The sequence below is a fragment of the Streptomyces sp. A2-16 genome, from assembly GCF_018128905.1.
GTDB lineage: Bacteria > Actinomycetota > Actinomycetes > Streptomycetales > Streptomycetaceae > Streptomyces.
On the sequence record NZ_CP063808.1, the window covers coordinates 5600891 to 5619644 of the forward strand.

Sequence of the window (18754 nt, forward strand, 5' to 3'; positions counted from 1 at the left end):
GACATGCATGCCAAGGACATCCTCATCGACGGGTTCACCCGCATCCAGGAAGAAGTCCACGCCGTCGTCGAGGGCCTGAGCCCCGACGACCTCCACCATCGCCCCGGCCCCGACGCCAACTCCGTCGCCTGGCTCGTCTGGCATCTCACCCGCGTCCAGGACGACCATGTGGCCGGCGCCTTCGGCCTCGACCAGGTCTGGCTGACGCAGGACTGGGAGAAGCGCTTCGGCCTGGACCTCAAGCCCCGAGACATCGGCTACGGCCACACCTCCGCGCAGGTGGACAAAGTGCGGGTCGACTCGCCCGACCTGCTGGCCGGCTACTACGACGCCGTCCACGCCCAGAGCCTCGAAGCCCTGCGCGGGCTGACCGCGGGGGACCTGGAACGGGTCGTGGACGAGAACTGGGATCCGCCGGTCACCCTGGGGGTCCGGCTGGTCAGCGTCCTGTCCGACGATCTCCAGCACGTCGGACAGGCAGCCTATCTGCGGGGAATGCTTCAGAGCGCGGCTTCGTAGCCGGGCAGGACGACGTCCTCGATGAGGGCCTTGCGCTCGTCGAACGGGATGAAGGCGCTCTTCAGTGCGTTCACCGTGACCGTGCGCAGGTCCTCGACGCTCCAGCCGGCCTCCTCGACCAGCAGCGACATCTCCCGGGTCATCGTCGTCCCCGACACCAGCCGGTTGTCGGTGTTGAGGGTGACGCGGAAGCCCAGGTCCTTCAGGGCCGTGATCGGGTGCTCGGCGATGGAGGTGGCGGCGCCGGTCTGCAGGTTGGAGGTCGGGCACATCTCCAGGGCGATACGGCGGTCCCGGACCCAGCCCGCGAGCCGGCCGAGCTTGCCGCCCGCGAGGTCGGGGATGTCCTCGGTGATCCGCACGCCGTGGCCGAGGCGCTGGGCGCCGCACACCTGGACGGCCTGGTGGATGCTGGGCAGGCCGTGGGCCTCGCCGGCGTGGATGGTGAACGGCACGTTCTCGCGGCGCAGGTGCTCGAAGGCGTCCAGGTGGTCGGCGGCCGGGAAGCCGTCCTCGGCACCGGCGATGTCGAAGCCGACGACACCGGCGTCCCGGAAGGCGACGGCCAGGTCGGCGGCCTCGCGCACCCGGTCGAACATCCGCATCCCGCACAGCAGCGTGCCGACCCGCACGGGGGTGCCGACGGCGGCGGCCTTCGCCATGCCGGCGGCCAGGCCCTCCTGGACGGTCTCGACGACCTCGGCCATGGTCAGCTCGCCGTTGGTGTTCAGCTCGGGGGCGTAGCGCACCTCGCCGTACACGACCCCGTCGGCGGCCAGGTCGAGGACGTACTCCTCGGCCGCGCGCAGCAGGCCCTCGCGGGTCTGCAGGACGGCGAGGGTGTGCTCGAAGGTGGCTATGTAGCGCACCAGGTCACCGGAGTTGGCGGCCTCGAAGTACCAGGCGGCGAGGGCGTCCGGGTCGGTGGTGGGCAGGGTGTGGCCGACCTCCGCCGCGAGCTCCACCACGGTGGCGGGGCGCAGGCCGCCGTCGAGGTGGTCGTGCAGGACGGCCTTGGGGAGGCGGCGGATCAGGTCGGCGTCTACGCGCGTAGCGGTCATGGCGGGGTCTTTCCTCGAACAGGGGGACGGGAGCGGTCAGGCGGCGGGCTGGAGCAGGTCCCAGCGGTTTCCGTACAGGTCCTGGAAGACGGCGACCGAGCCGTAGGACTCGTGGCGGGGCTCCTCCAGGAAGGTCACGCCCGCGGCGAGCATCCGGGCGTGGTCCCGGGCGAAGTCGTCGGTGTGCAGGAAGAAGCCGACGCGACCGCCGGTCTGGTTGCCCACCCGGTCCTGCTGGGCGCCGCCCTTGGCGCGGGCGAGCAGCAGATCGGTGCCGCTCTCGCGGTCGTCCGGCCGTACGACGACCCAGCGGGAGCCGTCGGGGCGGGGCGTGTCCTCGACGAGGCGGAAACCGAGGGCCTCGGTGTAGAAGCGGAGCGCCTCGTCGTAGTCGTCGACGACGAGGGTGACCAGGGCGACGCGTCTCATCGGAGCCTCTCGGGACAGGTGGTTGACGGGAGAGGTTATACGTAAAACCTCGGGGGCGCCAGTCCGGTCGCCGGCGGCTCCCCGGAAGCCCGCCGAAGCCTCTTCCGAAGCTCCTCTTTAGAAGCTCCAGAGGCTCTTTCGAAGCTCCGGAGGCTCTCTCGGAGCTCCCGGGACTCTTCCGGAGTTCTCGGGGGGGACGTGTCTCGGTCGACGGTCGTAGGGCCGTGGACCGAGGCGGTGGGAGGGGGCGGGCGGTAGCGTCGCGGTCATGACGATCACCGAGGGCCGTGCCCCCGAACAGCGCAAGCGTGACGTACTGGCCCGCCTGGAGCGGGAGATGGACATCTGGGTGGCCTCGGCGGACGCCGAGGGGCTGCCGTGTCTGGTCGCGCTGTGGTTCGTCTGGGACGGCGAGTGCGTCTGGCTGTCCACCCGGATCACCAATCCCACGGGCCGCAATCTGCGCGACGGCCGCCGCACCCGGCTGGCCCTGGGGGACACCCAGGACGTCGTGCTCATCGACGGGGACGTGCGGACGTACGCCGGGACGGACGTGCCGTCCGCGGCGATCGACGCCTTCCGGGCGAAGACGGGCTGGGATCCGCGCGAGGACAGCGCCTCCTACGCCTTCTTCCAGGTGCGCCCGCGCACCGTGCAGGCCCTCAACGGCGTGCACGAGATGCGCGGGCGGCATGTCATGGAGGACGGCGTCTGGATCGCCTGATCCGTCAACCAGCTTGCCGGTGCAGCGAGTTCAGGGTGTCGAGCTCGTCCCGGGTGAGCCGCAGGGCGCCCGCCGCGATGTTCTCGGCGAGGTGGTCGGGGTTCCCGGTGCCGGGGATCGCCAGGACGTGCGGGCCCTGTGCGAGGGTCCAGGCCAGCCTGACCTGGGCGGGGGACGCGTCGTGCGCCCGAGCGACGGCCAGCACCGCCTCGTCGTGGGCGTCGGTGGCGCCCTCGGGTCCGGCCTCCCCGGCGATCGCGTAGAACGGCACGAAGGCGATGCCCTGTGCACCGCAGATCCGCAGCATCTCGTCGGTGACCCGGTTGCGGGAGCCGAGCCCGAAACGGTTCTGCACGGACACCACCGGCGCGATGGCCTGCGCCTCGGCCAGGTGCCTGGGTTCGACGTCGGAGATGCCGAGGTGCCGGACGAGGCCCTTGTCGCGCAGTTCGGCGAGGGCACCGAAGTGCTCGGCGACCGAGTCCTGGCCCATCCGGCGCAGGTACACCAGGTCGAGGTGGTCGCGGCCGAGCTGGCGCAGGTTCTCCTCCACGTGGCCGCGCAGGTCCTCCGGGCGTGCCGACGTGGCCCACTCCCCCGCGTAGTCGCGGAAGGGGCCCACCTTCGCGGCGATGACGAGGTCGTCGCGGTACGGCGACAGCGCGCTGTTGATGATCTCGTTGGCGGAGCGCAGGGAGGAGAAGTAGAAGGCGGCGGTGTCGATGTGGTTCACGCCGAGCTCGATCGCCCTGCGCAGCACGGCGATCGAGCGCTCACGGTCGCTCGGGGTGCCGAGATGGAAGGCCGCGCTCCCGGTCAGCCGCATCGCGCCGAAGCCGATGCGCCGCACGGTGAGATCGCCGAATGTCCAGGTGCCGGCCGCGTCCGCGGTGATCGTTTCGGAGGTCATCGGCGGATGATGACACACCTGCGGCTGCTCAGCGTCGGGGCTTTACGAACTCCTGCCGTCGCTGTGCGGCCAGCCGGATGGGCGCATTGGCCGCGCCGAACCCGGTGTAGCCGCCGGAGCGCTGCACGAACTCGAAGAAGACATGGCCGACCGTCTCGGTGTAGCAGTGGCGGAACTCCCCGCCCCGCTCGTCGCGGTCGTAGAGGATGCCGAGCTCGCGATAGGTCTCCAACTCCCCGTCGGCGAACTCGAACCGGGCCTCCAGGTCGTCGTGGTAGTTCGCCGGGACGCGCAGCAGCCGCGCCCCGGCCTCCTGGACGCGGCGCACCGTGGCGACGATGTCCTCGACGGCGAACGCCACGTGCCGGGCCAGGGTCTCACCGTCCTGCTCCGCAGTGGGGGCGAGGTTGAGGACCAGCCGGGGCCCGTCGGAGGTGGCGGACAGGGCGCGGCTGCGGAACAGGCCGTAGGGATCGGCGAGTTCGACCGTGTCGTGGGGGTTCAGGCCCAGCACGGTGCGGTGGAAGAGCACCGATTCGTCGAAGTGGTCCCAGGGCTGGGTCAGCGCGAGGTGGTCGATGGCGACGGCGGCGGCGGTCGGGTTCTCGGCCGTGCGGGCGAAGTCGTCGGTCCAGCTGGGGAGTTCGGGGCGGCCGGTCGCGCAGAACAGGACTTCGGTGCCGTCCGGGGCGGCGATCGACTCCAGCGGAACGTCCCGTGCGGTGCGGCGCCTGGGCAGGGCGGGCGCGAGCAGGGCCTCCGCCCGCCGTGCGGAGGCCGCCGGATCGGCCGTCTCCAGGCCTACGGCGGCCAGGGCGGTGTCGGTGCGGCGGCCGGCGGTGCCCGCGTTGACGAGGACGCGCGCCTCGCCCTGCTCCCACAGGTCGACCGGCTTGCCGTGATGGCGGGCGGTGCGGGTGAAACCGAGCGCCGTGAGGAGCTCGCCGACGGGTTCGGGGTCGCTGGTGGCGAGTTCGGCGAAGGCGACGCCGGAGGGGATCACGGGGGCCGGCAGCGGGGAGACGCCGGCGTTCTCCTCCAGGGCGAGCAGGGAGCGCAGTCCGTCGAGGGCGGTGCGGCCGGCGTCCGCCTGGCGGAACACGTCGTTGAAGACCTCCAGGGACAGGGGGCCGTCGTATCCGGTGCTCAGGACGTGGCGCAGGAGTCCGGCGACGTCGAAGCCGCCCTGGCCGGGGAAGCAGCGGTAGTGGCGGCTCCACTGGAGGACGTCCATGGCCATCAGCGGGGCGTCGGCCAGCTGGAGGAAGAAGATCTTGTCGCCGGGGATGTCCGCGATGCCTTCGAGGTCCTCGGGTGCGGAGCCCCGGGACAGGATGTGGAAACTGTCCAGGCAGGTGCCGAGTGCGGGATGGTCCGCGGCCTCGACGATCCGCCAGGCGTGGTCGTACGTGCTGACGTGCCGCCCCCACGCCAGGGCCTCGTAGGCCACCCGGATGCCGAACTCCCCGGCCTGGTCCGCGAGTCGGCTCAGCTGCTCCGCCGCGAGGGCGTCGTCGTCCACGGCCTGCGCGGCGACGCTGGAGCAGACGAGGACGGTGTCGGCGCCGAGCCTGCGCATCAGCTCGAACTTGTGCCGGGCGCGCCTCAGATTGCGGGCGAAGATCTCCTCGGGGACGGCCTCGATGTCCCGCATCGGCTGGTAGAGGTCGATGCGCAGGCCCAGGTCGGCCGTGCGGGCGGCGATCTCCTCGGGGGTGAGGGGGCTGGCGAGGAGGTCGTTCTCGAAGATCTCGACCCCGTCGAAGCCGGCCCGTGCGGCGGCCGTCAGCTTCTCGGTGAGGGTGCCGCTGAGGCACACGGTGGCGATGGACTTACGCATGGTCGCTCCCGAGGTCGATCCAGGTCTTGCCGGCACGTCCGGCGGCCCCGGCGAAGGCCTCCTGCGCCCGCGCGAGCGGGAAGCGGGCCTCGATCACGGCACCGGGGCGGGCGGCGGGCAGTTCGGTCAGGGCGGCGGCGAAGTCGCCGGGGTGGTCGTAGATCATCGAGCCGCGCAGCACGAGCTGGCGCCGCACCACGTCGTCGGTGGTCAGTGGCAGCCGCTCGGCGTTGAGGCCGACGAGCACGACCGTGGCTCCGGGGGCGGCCCGGTCCACGGCGGGGCGCAGGGCGGGTGCGTACCCGGAGCTCTCGAAGACACAGGTGAATCCGGTACGGCCGTCGTCGGCGACCGCGCCGAGCCGTACGGCCCGTTCGAGGCGGAGGGGGTGCGGTTCGGTGACGACGGGCGTGATGCCGAGGCGGGACAGGACGAGGCACAGCAGCAGGCCCTGGGCGCCGGCGCCGACGACCAGGCAGCGGTCCCGGTCGGTGACGCCGCTGCGGCGGACCGCGGCGCGGGCCACGGTGTAGGGCTCCGTACAGGCGAGGTCTTCGGCGGCGGGGCCGTCGGGCACGGCGTGGACGAAGGCCGCGGGGACGGCGACGCGTTCGGCGAGGACGCCTGGGGCGTCCAGACCGACGATGGCGCGGTGGGGGCAGGCGGAGGTCAGGCCGGTGAGGCAGTCGGCGCACTTGAGGCAGGCGTAGTTCGGCTCGATGACCACCCGTCGGCCCACCAGGTGGTCCGGTACGTCCGCTCCGGCGGCCACGACTCGTCCGAACCCCTCATGGCCCATGACCCAGGGCGTGGACGGCGGGACCCGCTTGCCGTGGAACACCGCCAGATCGCTGCCGCACAGGCCGACTCCGTGCACCGCCACGAGCACGTCGCCCGGTCCGCAGAACGGTTCCGGCCAGTCGTCGACCGTCTCGATCCGTTCGGGTGCCGTGAGGACAGCTGCTTTCACCGAGACTCCCAAGTGACCGCTAGATGGTCCAATCGATCCGCTGTGCGGTCAGCCTAAGTGGCCCGAGCCCCGCGGACAAGGGCACGGCGAGCGGACATGGCAAAGGGGCCGGCCGCAAGGACGGCCCCTTTCCGTCGGACGGTCAGAGCGCCGCGGCCTCCTCGGGTACGGCGGCCGGCTCCTTCGCCCTGTCCACGCCGGGCAGGCGCAGCGCGACGAGGAAGGAGACCAGACAGCCCAGGGCGACGTACGCGGCCACCAGCGACCAGCCGCCGCCCGCCCAGATGACCAGCGAACCGGCGATGAGCGGGGTGAAACCGCCGCCCACGGCACTGGCGAGCTGGTAGCCGACGCCCGCGCCGCTGTAGCGGTACTCGGGCCCGAACATGTCGGTGAACAGCGACTGCTGGACCGAGACGGCCATGTCGTGGGCCACGTTCACCAGCAGCACCGCGCACACCACGATCAGCAGCAGCGAACCGGACTCCATCGCCCAGAAGTACGGCACCGCGCTCACCGCCCCGATCAGCGCGCCCCAGCAGTACAGGCGACGGCGGCCGTGGCGGTCGGCGAGGTAGGCGAAGGCGGGGATGGTGACGACGGCCAGAGCGCCGACCGCGAGGTTGACGTCGAGGAGGGTGTCGCGGTTCATGCCGAGTTCGTCGGTGCCGTAGGACAGGCCGAACGTGGTGACGCCGTAGAAGGTGAACAGTTCGACGAAGCGCAGGCCGATGATGGCGAAGAAGCCGGCCGGGTTGGAGTGGACGGCGGCAACCAGCGGGACACGGGGCCGGGCGGTCTCCGACATCGCGGCGACCTTCTCGGTGAAGACCGGCGACTCCTCGACCCTGGCCCGGATGACCAGGCCGACGATCACCAGGGCCGCGCTCACCAGGAAGGGGATGCGCCAGCCCCAGGCGCGGAAGGCGGCCTCGGAGGTCGTGCCCGACATGACCTTGGTGATCAGCGTGGCCAGCAGCAGACCCACGGAGGCGCCGACCTGGACACCGCTGCTGTAGAGCGAGCGCCACTTGCGGGGCGCGTTCTCCACCGCCATCAGGGCGGCACCGCCCCATTCGCCGCCGACCGCGAAGCCCTGGGTGGCGCGCAGCAGGACCAGCAGGACGGGGGCCCAGATGCCGGCCTGGGCGTAGGTGGGCAGGACGCCGATCAGGGTGCTGGCCAGGCCCATGACGAGCATGGTCAGCACGAGCATGCGCTTGCGGCCGAGGCGGTCCCCGAAGTGGCCGAAGACGATGCCGCCCAGCGGCCGGAAGAGGAAGCCGACACCGAAGGTGGCCCAGGCGGCGAGGGTGCCCACGGCCGGGGAGGCGTCGGGGAAGAACAGGTCGCCGAAGAGAAGGCCCGCGACGATGCCGTAGAGGAAGAAGTCGTACCAGTCGACGACCGCTCCCATGAAGCTCGCGATCGCCGCCCTTCTGGCGAGGCCGGAACCGTTGGCGCCGTCGGCCCGGCTCGGCCGCTGTGCACTGCTCATCTCACACACTCCGTCGGATGCACTGGGCAGTGGTCTCCCGTGCCGTGCGAGCGGTGCACGGCACGGGACCACTGCGGGGATGGCTGCGGTGGGGACGGTCGTGACGCCGGGACGCAGCCTGGGTGCGAGCGCGCCGTCGCGTACGAACCGGGCCATCGCCACGGCGGTTCGGGCGGCGACCCCTCATCCCGGAAGTCCACTGTGCGGAACTCCAGGACCGATCAGCGGCACGATAGGGCGGTGCTTCGACCGGTATCAAGAGGTGTGTCAAGAATTCCTCGGTGTTGCGGTTTCCCTGGTCCGCACAGCGGACTACGGTCGGAAGCAACATCGGCCGAGGGCCGCGGGGAAGACGGGGAGGCAGCGGGTGAGCGACGGACAGACGCGGGCGGGGAGCGACGCCGACCAGCAGGCCGGCGGGGTGCGCAGTGTGCGGCGGGCCTTCGACATCCTCACCCTGCTCACCGAGGACCGGCCCGTGATCACCCTGCGGGAGATCACCGAGGCCACCGGGCTCGCCAAGACGACCGCGCTGCGTCTGGTGCAGACCCTGGAGGAGACCGGTCTGCTGGGCTCGCACCCCTCCGGCTACACCGCCGGCCCCGCCCTGTGGCGCTGGGCCCATCTCGCGCGCAGCCAGTGGGAGGTCCCGCAGGAGACCCGGAAGGTCATGCGGGAGCTCGCGGACCGGCTCGGCGAGACCGTCAATCTGTTCGTCGCCCGGGGCGTCCACCGCATCTGCGTCGCCCACGAGGAGAGCCCGCACCCGCTGCGCCATGTCGTCGACGTCGGCGACGAGCAGCCGCTGTGGGCCGGCGCCTCCTCGAAGATCCTGCTGCGGGACGCCTCCGAGGCCTTCCTGCGCCGGGTCGCCGCCGCCTCACCGCAGGGCGAGGCGCACGTCGAGCGGCTGCGTGCCTGGATCTCGGAGGCCGCCGGGCGGGGCTACGCCGTCAGCAGCAGCGAGTGGGACGAGGGGCTCACCGCCGTGGCGGTGCCCGTCACCGGCCGCGCCGGCAAGGTGGTCGCCTCGCTCTCGCTGAGCGGCCCGAGCCACCGCTTCCCCTACGAGGCCGTCGAGCGCTTCGCCACGGAGCTCGCCGAAGGGGCCCGTCTCATCTCCGACCAGGGCTTCAGCCACCCGCTGAGCAGCGACACCTGACCCACGGGACGCGGGGTGCGCCCGGACGGCGGCTCCGGGAGCGGGCGAGGACCGGGCCCTCGCCCCCTTCACCGGCCTGTTCTCGCCTCCGGGTGTGTCGTCACCCCGAGGCCTGGTCGTTGTCCTTCATCTCGCCCCAGCCGTGCCAGCGCTCGATCTCGATCCAGGCGCTCACACGGGCCCGGACCCGGTTCGGGTAGGGCCGGCCGCCGTAGTGGGTGGAGAGGCGGTCGATGTCGACGAGGTCGCTGTCCTCGTACGTCTCGATCACGCGGCCGATGAGCGTGACGTGCGTGTACCAGTTGTCGCCGTCCAGGACGGTGAGGGTGACGCGCGGGTCGCGGCGCAGATGCTTCAGCCGGACCCGGCCCTCGTCCAGGTTGATCAGGACACGGCCGTCCTCCCAGAGGTACCAGGTGGGGGTCGACACCGGCGTTCCGTCGGAGCGCAGGGTGGCCATCACGCAGGGGTTGGGGCGGCTCAGCAGTTCGACGGCCTCGGGCGGCAGCGGGGGCTTGGACACGAAGGGGTCCTCCTCGGATATCTCGGGTTCCTCGGGTTCCTCGGGTTCAGGCGTTCTCGTCGAAGCTCGCATAGTAGGCGGCGGCCATGTCCTGGTCGCCGTGGCCCTGGGCGGCGGCGCGCTCGAAGCGCTCGGCGCTCGCGGCGGCCACGTCCAGGCGGACTCCGGCCCGCTCACCGGCCTCGACGATCAGGCGGGCGTCCTTGGCTGCGGTGGAGACGGCGAACTGTGCGGGCGACAAGCGGTCGTTGAGGACCAGGTCCGTCTTGGCCCGCAGGTAGCCCATGTCGAGGGGTCCGCCGTCGATGGCGCCGAAGAAGTCCTGCGGGTCCACACCGAGGGCCTTCGCGAGGGCGAGCACCTCCCCGGCGGCGTTGGTCACCGCGAGCACCCAGCTGTTGGCGACCAGCTTCAGCCGGGTCGCGCTGCCCTCGGCGCCGTCCTCGCCGGTCCACACCGTGCGGGCGCCGACCGCGTCGAGGACGGGGGTCACGGCGTCGCGGCCGTCGACCGGACCGGCAGCGAGGACCAGCAGTCGACCGGCCTCGGCGGGCTGGCGGGTGCCCAGCACGGGGGCGTCGAAGAAGACCAGCCGGTGCTCGCGGGCGAAGGCGGCCAGGTCGGCGACGCCCTCGATGCCGGCGGTGGTCGACTGGACCCACGCGGTGCCCGGGCGGAGACCTTCGGCGGCCCGGCGCATGACGTCCAGGGTCGTGGAGCCGTCGTACAGCATGGTCAGCACGACATCGGCGTCGCGCACGGCGTCGGCGGGGCTCCCGGCGATCTCGACGCCGTCCTCGGCCAGCGGCTGTGCCTTGTCCGCACTGCGGTTCCAGGCGCGGACGGTGTGTCCGGCGCGGGCGAGGTTGCGGGCCATCGCGGCGCCCATGATGCCGGTGCCCAGGACGCTCACGGTGAGCTTGTCGGTCATGAGGTCAACTCCCTGCGGGGGTGCGGATGTACGGTCAGGCGTCGAGCTTGCCGGAAGCGGCGCGGACCAGGCCGTCCAGCCACGCCTGGTGGCGATTGAGCATCGGGCTGGGACGCTCCTGGGCCGGCGCGGCGGCGGGCTTGCCGATCCGCGCCTCCTGTGTCGGGACGGGGGCCCCGCCACCGGGGAGATCCTCCACCGGCCGGGCGGGCAGCCACATCGAACCGCTCCCCTGACTCACCGTCCCGCCTGGCGGTCCAGGCCGTCTCGGTGGCCGACACCTGGAACTCTACGACGTGCGCGGTCGGCGGCGGACCTCGACCTCCTGGGCACCTTCCGGCCGCGGCGGCCGATCGCAATCCTGCGGAGCCCACTCCCCTGCCCCGTGAACCGGCGGGTGCGATCACCGGCCCGCCGGATGCCCTCGCGAGAACGCCGGGCCGGTGTCGCGCGGCAGGCGAGGACGGACGCCGGTACGCCGACGACGGCCGGGGTGTCGAGGAGGAAGGGCAGCGCCTCAGGCGGGCTGCGTGGCGAGTGCGACCGGAGCGGCCACGACCTTGCGGGTCTCGCGCATGATCAGCTGGCCGTTGACCCCACCATCAGTGTCGCGGTCAGCCCGTGGACGCCGAACGCGGTGGCCACGGAGCCGTGATGGGCAAGCACCGTGGTCATGTCGCCGTATGCGGCGAGGGCCTCCACCGGCAGCACCCGGCCCAGCGCCCGGCGGTGGCCCGTCGCCAGCAGGGTGGAGACTTCGTCAGACGAGGGCGCAGGCGAGCAGGGCGAAGGCGGCGATGATGACGGCGACGCGGGCGTAGTGGTAGCGCTCCCAGCGGTGCAGCTGCTGCTTCCAGTCGGCGGGCCGGTTCTCGGGGGTCCAGGTCTTGTTCCGGTTGTTGATCGGGACGAGCAGCAGCAGCGACATGACCACGCTGACGATCAGCAGTCCGGCGGCGGTGACGACGAGTCGGGCGCCGTGGTGGTCCCATCCGGCGACGGCCCAGATCGCGCTGAGGACGAGCGACCCGATGTACCAGAACGGCATCAGGGCGCCGAGCATCCGGCCTCCGTGGGCGTGGCCGAGCTGGCTGCTGTCCTCGGGAAGCGCGTCCAGGATCCGGTTCATGATGAAGGCGACGGAGAACTCCACCCCCACCATCAGGCCGACGACGACGGTGGTGACGACCCCGAGTGCGTTGAGCATGACGATCCCTCCGTTGAGCTAGCGTTGCTAGAAGATGGGGCAACGCTAGTACTGCTGCCGCTCGATTGTCTAGCGGTGCTAGGATCTGCTCATGTCGGTACAGGAACGCAAGAAGCGCGAACGGGCGGAGCGCGAGCGCCTCATCGTGGCGACGGCCCGCGAGCTCGCCGAGCAGCAGGGCTGGGACGCAGTCACCACCCGTCGGCTCGCCGAGCGCATCGAATACAGTCAGCCCGTCCTCTACAGCCACTTCCGGGGCAAGCGCGAGATCATCGGCGCCGTCGCCCTTCAGGGGGCCGCCGAACTGGCCACGGCGGTGCGGGCCGCGACCTCCGCCGCGGACCGCCCCCGCGCCCGGGTGGTCGCCCTGGCCCGCGCCTACCTCAACTTCGCCGTACGCAACCCGGCGGTCTACGACGCCCTGTTCCAGCTCGACGGCGGCCTGGCGTACGCACAGGAGGACACCCCGGAGCCGCTGAAGGACGTCTTCGCCGCCCTGCTGGAGACGCTCGGTGAGGTCACCGGCGACGGCGTCCCCCCGGGGCTGTTCACCGAGGTGTTCTGGGCGGCCCTGCACGGCCTTGCGACCCTGACCCGCGCGGGCCGCCTGCTGCCCGAGGACGCCGAGCCGAGGGTGGAGCTACTGGTGGACCGGCTCGCCGTCGTCTGACTCACCGCTCCCGGCGGGGCACGCAGCCGGGGCGGTCGGGCCCCGCACCCCGGACGGGGTACCCCCGCCGGAGGCCGCGAGCTCATCGGTCACGACCCGATACGCGCCCTAGCCGAGCGGCTTCTCCAGGATCGCCTTGCGGTGGCTGAAGGTCTCGATGGAGTAGCGGCCGTGGTAATTGCCCATGCCGCTCTCCCCCACTCCGCCGAACGGCAGGTCGGAGACGGTGAGATGGGCGAGGGGCAGGCCGTAGCCGAGGCCGCCGGAGGAGGTCTCGTCGGCGAGACGGCGGCGGGTCGTGTCGGAGTCGGTGAAGACGTACAGCGCGAGCGGCTTGTCCCGGTCGGTGATGAAGTCGATGGCCTCGTCGAGGCCGGGGACGGTGACGATCGGCAGGATCGGGCCGAAGATCTCCTCCTGCATCACCGGGGACTTGGGGTCCACGTCGGCGAGGACGGTGGGCGCGATGTACTTGCTCGTACGGTCGCTCGCGCCACCGACGACCGTGCGCCCCGAGTCGAGCAGGCCGGCGAGACGGTCGAAGTGCCGTTCGTTGATGATGCGCCCGTACTCGCCGGACCGGGCGGGGTCGTTGCCGTACAGCGTCTCGACGGCGTTCTTCAGCAGCGGCTCCAGGGCGGCCGCCGTCTCCGGGTCGGTCAGGACGTAGTCGGGGGCGACGCAGGTCTGCCCGGCGTTGAGGAACTTGCCGCGGGCCAGGCGGTCGGCGACGACGGTGAGGTCGGCGTCGCGGTCCACGAACGCCGGGGACTTGCCGCCCAGTTCGAGGGTGACCGGGGTGAGGTGCTCGGCGGCGGCCCGCAGGACGACCCGGCCGACCGTGCCGTTGCCGGTGTAGAAGATGTGGTCGAAGCGCTCGGCCAGCAGGGCCGTGGTCTCCGGGATGCCGCCCTCGACGACGGCCACCGCGTCGGTGTCCAGGTAGGCGGGCAGCAGCCGGGCGACGGCCGCGGAGGTGGCGGGGGCCAGTTCGCTCGGCTTGGCGACCACCGCGTTGCCCGCGGCGAGGGCGCCGACCACCGGGGCGAGCAGCAGCTGGGCCGGGTAGTTCCAGGGGGCGATGACGAGGACCACGCCGAGCGGGTCGTACTGCGTCCAGGCGCTCGCGTCGGTGCCGAGGTGCGCCGGGACGGGGGCGGGCTCGGGGCGCAGCCAGTCGGTGAGGTGGTCCAGGGTGTGGTCGATCTCGCGGATCGTGAAGTCGATCTCGGTGCGGAACGCCTCGGTGGAGCTCTTGCCCAGGTCGGCATGGAGGGCGGCGGCCAGCTCGGTGCCGTGCTCGGTGAGCAGCTCGCGCAGGCGGCGCAGCTGGGTCGTACGCCACTCGACGGGCTTGGTGCGGCCGCTGCGGAAGGTGGCGCGCAGTCGGGCCACGACGTCGGCGGGCTGCTCGGGGGCGGGGTGGTTCACGGGTGCCTCGCTGGGGTGGGCGGGCCTTGCGGCCGGGGTCTCGACGGTCAGATGTATATTGCAACCTTTTCGTGGCCGAGTACATTCCGGCCCGCCGTCGGTACTTTCGCGACCGGACCGCTCCACGTCCTCCGTGCCCCGGTCACAGCGTTCGGCGGCGGTGTTCGAGATAGGTGCGCTCGGCCGGGTTCCCGGTGAGCTCGGCGGCCTTCGCGTAGGCGTCCGCGGCTTCCGCGGCGCGTCCGAGCCGGCGCAGCAGGTCGGCCCGGACGGCGTGCAGGACGTGGTAGCCGTCGAGGTCCAGCGCGTCCACCAGGGCAAGGGCCCGTGCGGGCCCCTCGGTCTCGGCCACGGCGACCGCGCGGTTCAGGGCCACGACCGGGCTGGGAGCCAGGGCCATGAGCTGGTCGTACAGCCGGTGGACCTGCCCCCAGTCGGTGGGCGCGTCGCTGTGCACCGCCTGGATGGCGGCCTGGATCTGGTACGGCCCCGGCTGATTGCGGCGCAGACACCGCCGTACGAGTGCCTGCCCCTCGGCGACGAGCGCGCGGTCCCAGGCGCCGGGGTCCTGTTCCGGCAGCGGCACGAGCTCGCCGTCGCCGTCGGTGCGAGCAGCCCGGCGGGACTCGACGAGCAGCATCAGCGCGAGGAGACCGAGGGCCTCGGGCTCGTCCGGCATCAGTTCGACCAGCAGCCGGCCCAGGCGTACGGCCTCGGCGCACAGTTCGGGGGTGCCGCCGTAGCCCTCGTTGAAGATCAGGTAGACGACGGCCAGCACCCCGTTCAGCCGGTCGGGGAGGTCGGCGTCGCGGGGCACGCGGTAGGGGATGCGGGCGTCGCGGATCTTGGCCTTGGCGCGGACGAGGCGCTGGGCCATGGTCGGCTCGGGGACCAGGAAGGCACGGGCGATCTGTGCGGTGGTGAGGCCGCCGAGCAGGCGCAGGGTGAGGGCGACCCTGGCCTGCGGGGCGAGCGCGGGATGGCAGCAGGTGAAGACGAGTCGGAGCCGTTCGTCGCGCACGGGGCCCTCCTCGGGCGGTGCGTCGGGGGCGTGCAGCAGGGCGGCCTCGGCGTGGCGGGCCCGCCGGGTGGACTCGCGGCGCAGCCGGTCGATCGCGCGGTTGCGGGCGGTGGTGATGATCCAACCCGCCGGACTGGGCGGCACACCGGTCTCGGGCCACCGCCGCACGGCCGTGGTGAAGGCGTCCTGGACCGCTTCCTCGGCGAGGTCGATGTCGCCGAGGAAGCGGACCAGGACGGCGACCGCGCGGCCGTACTCCTCGCGGAAGACGCCCTCGACGTCGAGGGTCATCAGTCCTCGGACTGGTGCTGGAAGGGGCGCACCTCGATGGGCAGGGTGGTGGCCAGGGCCGCCTTGCGCCCCCATTCCAGGGCCGCGTCCAGGTCGGGCGCCTTCACGATGCACAGGCCGCCGAGCTGTTCCTTGCCCTCGGCGTACGGTCCGTCGGTGATCAGTACGTCGCCGTCGCGGGGCCGCAGCACGGTCGAGGCGTCGGGGCTGTGCAGTCCTCCGGCGAAGACCCAGGCGCCGGCCTCGCGCAGCTCCCGGTGGAAGGCGTCGAGCCGCTCGCCGATCTCGGCCAGCACCTCGGGGGCGGGCAGCTCGTCCCAGCCGGGCTGCATGACGTTGAGCAGGTAGTACTGCATGTCGGTCTCCTCCTGTGAGCTTGTCTCACCTCCTACACGAACGCCACACCCCCGGATCGACACCGCGCGCGAGGAGATCGGGAGAATCCTGTGCATGACCACCGCACCGCACCCGCTCCTCGCCACCGCCCGCGCCCTCGCGGACGACCTCCTCGCCCCGCACGCGGCGCGCGTCGATCGGGAGGTCGTGCCCGCGAGCCATCTCGCCGCGATCAGGAGCTCGGGGCTCCTCGGGGTGAGCGCACCGGTGGAGTACGGCGGCGCGGGCGCCCCCGACGCAGTGGCTCGGGAGGTCCAGGAGATCCTCGCCGGGGCCTGCTGCTCGACCTGGTTCGTGCAGACCCAGCACCACTCGCCGGTGCGGATGCTCGCGCGGTCCGCCCTGCCGATGCGGGAGCGGCTGCTCGGTCCGTTGGCGACCGGCGAACTGCTCGCGGGGATCGCGTTCGCGCATGTGCGGTCCTTTCCGCGGGTGCCGGTGCGGGTGACGGCCGAGCGGGGCGGCCGGCGGTTCGACGGGAGGGTGCCCTGGTACACGGGCTGGGGTCTGAACGACGTGATGCTGCTGGCCGGGGTGAGCGAGCAGGACGAGGTGGTGTTCGCGTTCACGGAGGCCCGCGAGCAGCCGGGACTGCGGGCCTCGGAACCGATGCGGCTGGCGGCGCTCACCGCGGCCCGGACGGTCTCCCTGGAACTGGACGGGCTGTGGCTGCCCGAGGAGGCCGTGGTGCTGCGCACGCCGAGGGAGCAGTTCGCCCTGGTGGACCGTCCCCGCAACACCAACGCCTCCCCCGCCGTCTTCGGTGTGGCGTACGCGGCGCTCCGCGTGCTGGAGGAAGGCGGGGAGGCGGGGACCGCGGCCGCCCTCCGCGGACCTCTCGACGAGGTGCGCGGGCAGGCGTACGCCCTGGCCGACCATCCCGTCCCTGACGAGCGCATCGCCGAACGGCTGGCGCTGAAGACGCGCTCGTACGACCTGATGCGGGCTGCCACGACCGCGGCCGTCGTGGCCGGGGGCGGCCGGGCCGTGGGACTCGACCGTACGGCCCAACGGCTGTTCCGGGAGGGGATGTTCCTGCTGGTGCAGGGACAGACGGTGGAGGTGCGGCGCGCGCATCTGGACGCCTTGGCGCGGCTCTAGGGGCGAATCCAGGGCCGCAGCCGTGCGGGCGGGCCCTAGGCGAGGAAATCGACGAGGGCGGCCGTGAGATGTGCGGGAGCGTCCTCCTGGACGAGGTGGCCGGCGCCCGGCAGGGGTTCGAGGCGTGCGCCCGGGATCCGCGCGACGAGTTCGTGCCCCTTTTCGAGGGGGATCCAGGTGTCGTCCTCGCCCCAGCACACCAGGGTGGCGAACGCGATCTCGCCGTAGCGTCCCTGCACTTCGTCGGTGTAGCGCTGGTCGGCCTGGGCGATCTGGCGGTAGAAGGCCGCCTGGCCGGTGTCGCCGAGCCAGGGTTCGACGAGCCGGTCGAGGACGGCGGGGTGCAGGCCGGGGCTGCTGGCAGAGCCGATGTACTCGCGGACCAGGGCCCGGTGCAGGGCGGGCGGCAGTTGGTCGAAGACGTCGGAGTGCTTGCCGACGAGCCGGAAGAACGGTGATCCCCAGGGGGCCAGCGCGACCGGGTCGACCAGGGCAAGGGAGCGGTAGCGGGCGCCGTGCAGCAGGTGGGCCCGCAGGGACACGGCACCGCCGAAGTCGTGGGCCACGACCCGGGGCCGGTCCAGTTCCCAGTGCGCCAGGAGCTCGGTGAAGACCCTGCCCTGGGCCGCCAGGGACACGTCCTGACCGGGGAACTTCTCCGAGGTCCCGTAGCCGGGCATGTCCCACACGAACACCTGGTGGCGGCGGGCGAGGGCGGGGGCGACGGCACGCCAGACGTAGGAGGAGAAGGGCGTGCCGTGGAGGAGGACGACCGGGTCGCGGCCCGGGTCTCCGAGGCTGTCCCAGCGGACCTCACCGGAGCCGCTGCGGAAGGTCCTGGTCAACGGCCAGTCGCTCACGGGCTGTTCCTCTCGACGGTGACGCGGGTCGAGCCCGTGAGCGTACGCGGCGCGCGCCCTAGCTCGCGAACGGCACCTGCGCCGAGGGCGCGGTCCGCGCGCCGGACGGGTGCTGCCACAGGCCCTGTCGGGCCAGCCGGGGCAGGACCCCCTCGCCGAACCAGTAGGCCTCCTCCAGGTGCGGGTAGCCGGAGAGCACGAACTCGTCGATGCCGAGGGCGTGGTACTCCTCGATCCGCTCGGCGACCTCGTCGTGACTGCCGACCAGCGCGGTGCCCGCGCCGCCGCGCACCAGGCCGATGCCGGCCCACAGGTTGGGGTGGATCTCCAGGCCGCCCCGGTCGCCGCCGCCGTGCAGGGCGAGCATCCGCTGCTGCCCCTCCGACTCACTGCGGGCGAGCCCGGCCTGCACCGACCTGACGGTCTCGGGATCGAAGCCCGCGAGGAGGCGGTCGGCCTCGGCCCAGGCCTGTTCGGAGGTGTCCCGGGTGATGACGTGCAGGCGGATCCCGAAGCGCAGGGTGCGGCCCCGCTCGGCCGCGAGCCCCCGGATCCAGGCGATCTTCTCGGCGACCTGCGCGGGCGGCTCACCCCAGGTGAGGTACACGTCGGCGTACTGGGCGGCGACCTCCCCGGCGACCGGCGAGGACCCGCCGAAGTACACCTCGGGCACCGGGTCTGGCACACGCGCCAGTTTCGCGTCCTCGACCTGGAGGTGCTCGCCGTGCAGGTCGACGGTCTTGCCCTCCCACAACCCCCGTACGACCTCCAGGAATTCTCCGGTACGCCGGTAGCGGGCGTCCTTGTCGAGGAAGTCCCCGTAGGCCCGCTGCTCGTGGCTCTCCCCGCCGGTGACCACGTTGAGCAGCAGCCGTCCGCCGCTCTGGCGCTGGAAGGTGGACGCCATCTGGGCGGCGAGCGTCGGGGAGACGAAGCCGGGCCGGAAGGCGACCAGGAACTTCAGGCGCTCGCTGTTCTGGCTCACCATCGCGGTGGTCAGCCACGCGTCCTCGCACCAGGCCCCGGTGGGCGTGAGCGCCCCCACGAAGCCCAGGTCCTCGGCCGCGCGGGCGATCTGGCTCAGGTAGGCGACCGTCGGCGGCCGGTCCCGTCCCGTGACGGTGGCGGGGGTGCCGTGACCGCCGCCCACGACATCGCGGCTGTCTCCGTTGGTGGGCAGGAACCAGTGGAAGGTGAGGGACATCTGGGG

At 72.4% G+C, this 18754-nt stretch carries 20 protein-coding genes and 1 pseudogene; 5 read left to right on the forward strand and 16 right to left on the reverse strand.

Annotation, left to right across the window (positions count from 1 at the left end; all coding sequences use genetic code 11):
* Positions 1-3: 3 nt before the first annotated feature.
* On the forward strand, positions 4-519 hold the full coding sequence (locus tag IOD14_RS25115; protein ID WP_212671585.1) for a DinB family protein: 516 nt from the start codon (positions 4-6) through the stop codon (positions 517-519).
* Here the strand turns inward: IOD14_RS25115 and IOD14_RS25120 are convergent.
* Both IOD14_RS25120 and IOD14_RS25125 read right to left on the reverse strand, forming a co-directional pair.
* A complete protein-coding gene (locus IOD14_RS25120) occupies positions 501-1580 on the reverse strand; it encodes an adenosine deaminase (RefSeq protein WP_212671586.1) in 1080 nt (359 codons plus the stop codon). The two genes, IOD14_RS25115 and IOD14_RS25120, sit on opposite strands and share 19 nt — an antisense overlap.
* A 36-nt stretch (positions 1581-1616) precedes the next feature.
* Entirely contained in the window at positions 1617-2009 is a 393-nt protein-coding gene (locus IOD14_RS25125; protein WP_123987075.1) for a VOC family protein, read from the reverse strand.
* A gap of 268 nt (positions 2010-2277) precedes the next feature.
* Between IOD14_RS25125 and IOD14_RS25130 the strand changes: the two genes are divergently transcribed.
* Positions 2278-2733, forward strand: a complete 456-nt coding sequence (locus IOD14_RS25130) for a pyridoxamine 5'-phosphate oxidase family protein (protein WP_123987076.1) — start codon at positions 2278-2280, stop codon at positions 2731-2733.
* A 4-nt stretch (positions 2734-2737) separates the two neighbouring features.
* On the opposite strand, the gene IOD14_RS25135 is transcribed toward IOD14_RS25130, so the two are convergent.
* The 4 genes from IOD14_RS25135 to shiA all read right to left on the reverse strand — a co-directional run bounded on the left by IOD14_RS25135 (position 2738) and on the right by shiA (position 7951).
* Positions 2738-3643, reverse strand: a complete 906-nt coding sequence (locus tag IOD14_RS25135; RefSeq protein ID WP_212671587.1) for an aldo/keto reductase — start codon at positions 3641-3643, stop codon at positions 2738-2740.
* A 28-nt stretch (positions 3644-3671) separates the two neighbouring features.
* A complete protein-coding gene (locus IOD14_RS25140) occupies positions 3672-5483 on the reverse strand; it encodes a sugar phosphate isomerase/epimerase and 4-hydroxyphenylpyruvate domain-containing protein (RefSeq protein ID WP_212671588.1) in 1812 nt (603 codons plus the stop codon).
* On the reverse strand, positions 5476-6453 hold the full coding sequence (locus IOD14_RS25145; RefSeq protein WP_212671589.1) for an alcohol dehydrogenase catalytic domain-containing protein: 978 nt from the start codon (positions 6451-6453) through the stop codon (positions 5476-5478). The genes IOD14_RS25140 and IOD14_RS25145 overlap by 8 nt, the downstream gene beginning before the upstream one ends.
* Before the next feature lie 142 nt (positions 6454-6595).
* Positions 6596-7951, reverse strand: a complete 1356-nt coding sequence (shiA, locus tag IOD14_RS25150) for a shikimate transporter (protein ID WP_212671590.1) — start codon at positions 7949-7951, stop codon at positions 6596-6598.
* A gap of 367 nt (positions 7952-8318) precedes the next feature.
* On the opposite strand from shiA, the gene IOD14_RS25155 reads away from it, so the two are divergent.
* On the forward strand, positions 8319-9113 hold the full coding sequence (locus IOD14_RS25155) for an IclR family transcriptional regulator (RefSeq protein WP_212671591.1): 795 nt from the start codon (positions 8319-8321) through the stop codon (positions 9111-9113).
* A gap of 100 nt (positions 9114-9213) precedes the next feature.
* On the opposite strand, the gene IOD14_RS25160 is transcribed toward IOD14_RS25155, so the two are convergent.
* The 5 genes and pseudogenes from IOD14_RS25160 to IOD14_RS25175 all read right to left on the reverse strand — a co-directional run bounded on the left by IOD14_RS25160 (position 9214) and on the right by IOD14_RS25175 (position 11774).
* Positions 9214-9636 (reverse strand): PPOX class F420-dependent oxidoreductase, encoded by a 423-nt coding sequence (locus IOD14_RS25160; protein WP_123987082.1) that lies wholly within the window; start codon positions 9634-9636, stop codon positions 9214-9216.
* A gap of 46 nt (positions 9637-9682) precedes the next feature.
* The gene (locus tag IOD14_RS25165) at positions 9683-10567 is read right to left on the reverse strand and encodes an NAD(P)-dependent oxidoreductase (protein WP_123987083.1); all 885 of its coding nucleotides are present in this window, start codon (positions 10565-10567) and stop codon (positions 9683-9685) included.
* 34 nt (positions 10568-10601) lie between these two features.
* Positions 10602-10808 (reverse strand): hypothetical protein, encoded by a 207-nt coding sequence (locus IOD14_RS25170; RefSeq protein WP_249126056.1) that lies wholly within the window; start codon positions 10806-10808, stop codon positions 10602-10604.
* 276 nt (positions 10809-11084) lie between these two features.
* Positions 11085-11320 (reverse strand): annotated as a pseudogene (locus IOD14_RS44925) (DUF4267 domain-containing protein); the annotation flags it as partial.
* Between the two features lie 7 nt (positions 11321-11327).
* A complete protein-coding gene (locus tag IOD14_RS25175; RefSeq protein ID WP_123987084.1) occupies positions 11328-11774 on the reverse strand; it encodes a DUF1772 domain-containing protein in 447 nt (148 codons plus the stop codon).
* A gap of 91 nt (positions 11775-11865) precedes the next feature.
* Here IOD14_RS25175 and IOD14_RS25180 point away from each other — a divergent pair, with 91 nt between their 5' ends.
* Positions 11866-12444, forward strand: a complete 579-nt coding sequence (locus IOD14_RS25180) for a TetR/AcrR family transcriptional regulator (protein WP_212671592.1) — start codon at positions 11866-11868, stop codon at positions 12442-12444.
* Between the two features lie 108 nt (positions 12445-12552).
* On the opposite strand, the gene IOD14_RS25185 is transcribed toward IOD14_RS25180, so the two are convergent.
* The 3 genes from IOD14_RS25185 to IOD14_RS25195 all read right to left on the reverse strand — a co-directional run bounded on the left by IOD14_RS25185 (position 12553) and on the right by IOD14_RS25195 (position 15543).
* Positions 12553-13875: an aldehyde dehydrogenase family protein gene (locus IOD14_RS25185; RefSeq protein WP_212671593.1), complete on the reverse strand. Its 1323-nt coding sequence runs from the start codon at positions 13873-13875 to the stop codon at positions 12553-12555.
* A gap of 142 nt (positions 13876-14017) precedes the next feature.
* Positions 14018-15187 (reverse strand): sigma-70 family RNA polymerase sigma factor, encoded by a 1170-nt coding sequence (locus IOD14_RS25190; RefSeq protein WP_123987087.1) that lies wholly within the window; start codon positions 15185-15187, stop codon positions 14018-14020.
* The gene (locus IOD14_RS25195; protein WP_123987088.1) at positions 15187-15543 is read right to left on the reverse strand and encodes a YciI family protein; all 357 of its coding nucleotides are present in this window, start codon (positions 15541-15543) and stop codon (positions 15187-15189) included. Before IOD14_RS25195 ends, IOD14_RS25190 begins: the two co-directional genes overlap by 1 nt.
* Positions 15544-15637: 94 nt before the next feature.
* Here IOD14_RS25195 and IOD14_RS25200 point away from each other — a divergent pair, with 94 nt between their 5' ends.
* Positions 15638-16684 (forward strand): acyl-CoA dehydrogenase family protein, encoded by a 1047-nt coding sequence (locus IOD14_RS25200; protein ID WP_123987089.1) that lies wholly within the window; start codon positions 15638-15640, stop codon positions 16682-16684.
* A 35-nt stretch (positions 16685-16719) separates the two neighbouring features.
* Here the strand turns inward: IOD14_RS25200 and IOD14_RS25205 are convergent, their stop codons facing one another.
* Positions 16720-17544, reverse strand: a complete 825-nt coding sequence (locus tag IOD14_RS25205; RefSeq protein WP_212671594.1) for an alpha/beta hydrolase — start codon at positions 17542-17544, stop codon at positions 16720-16722.
* 58 nt (positions 17545-17602) lie between these two features.
* A complete protein-coding gene (locus IOD14_RS25210) occupies positions 17603-18748 on the reverse strand; it encodes an LLM class flavin-dependent oxidoreductase (RefSeq protein ID WP_123987090.1) in 1146 nt (381 codons plus the stop codon).
* Positions 18749-18754: the final 6 nt, after the last annotated feature.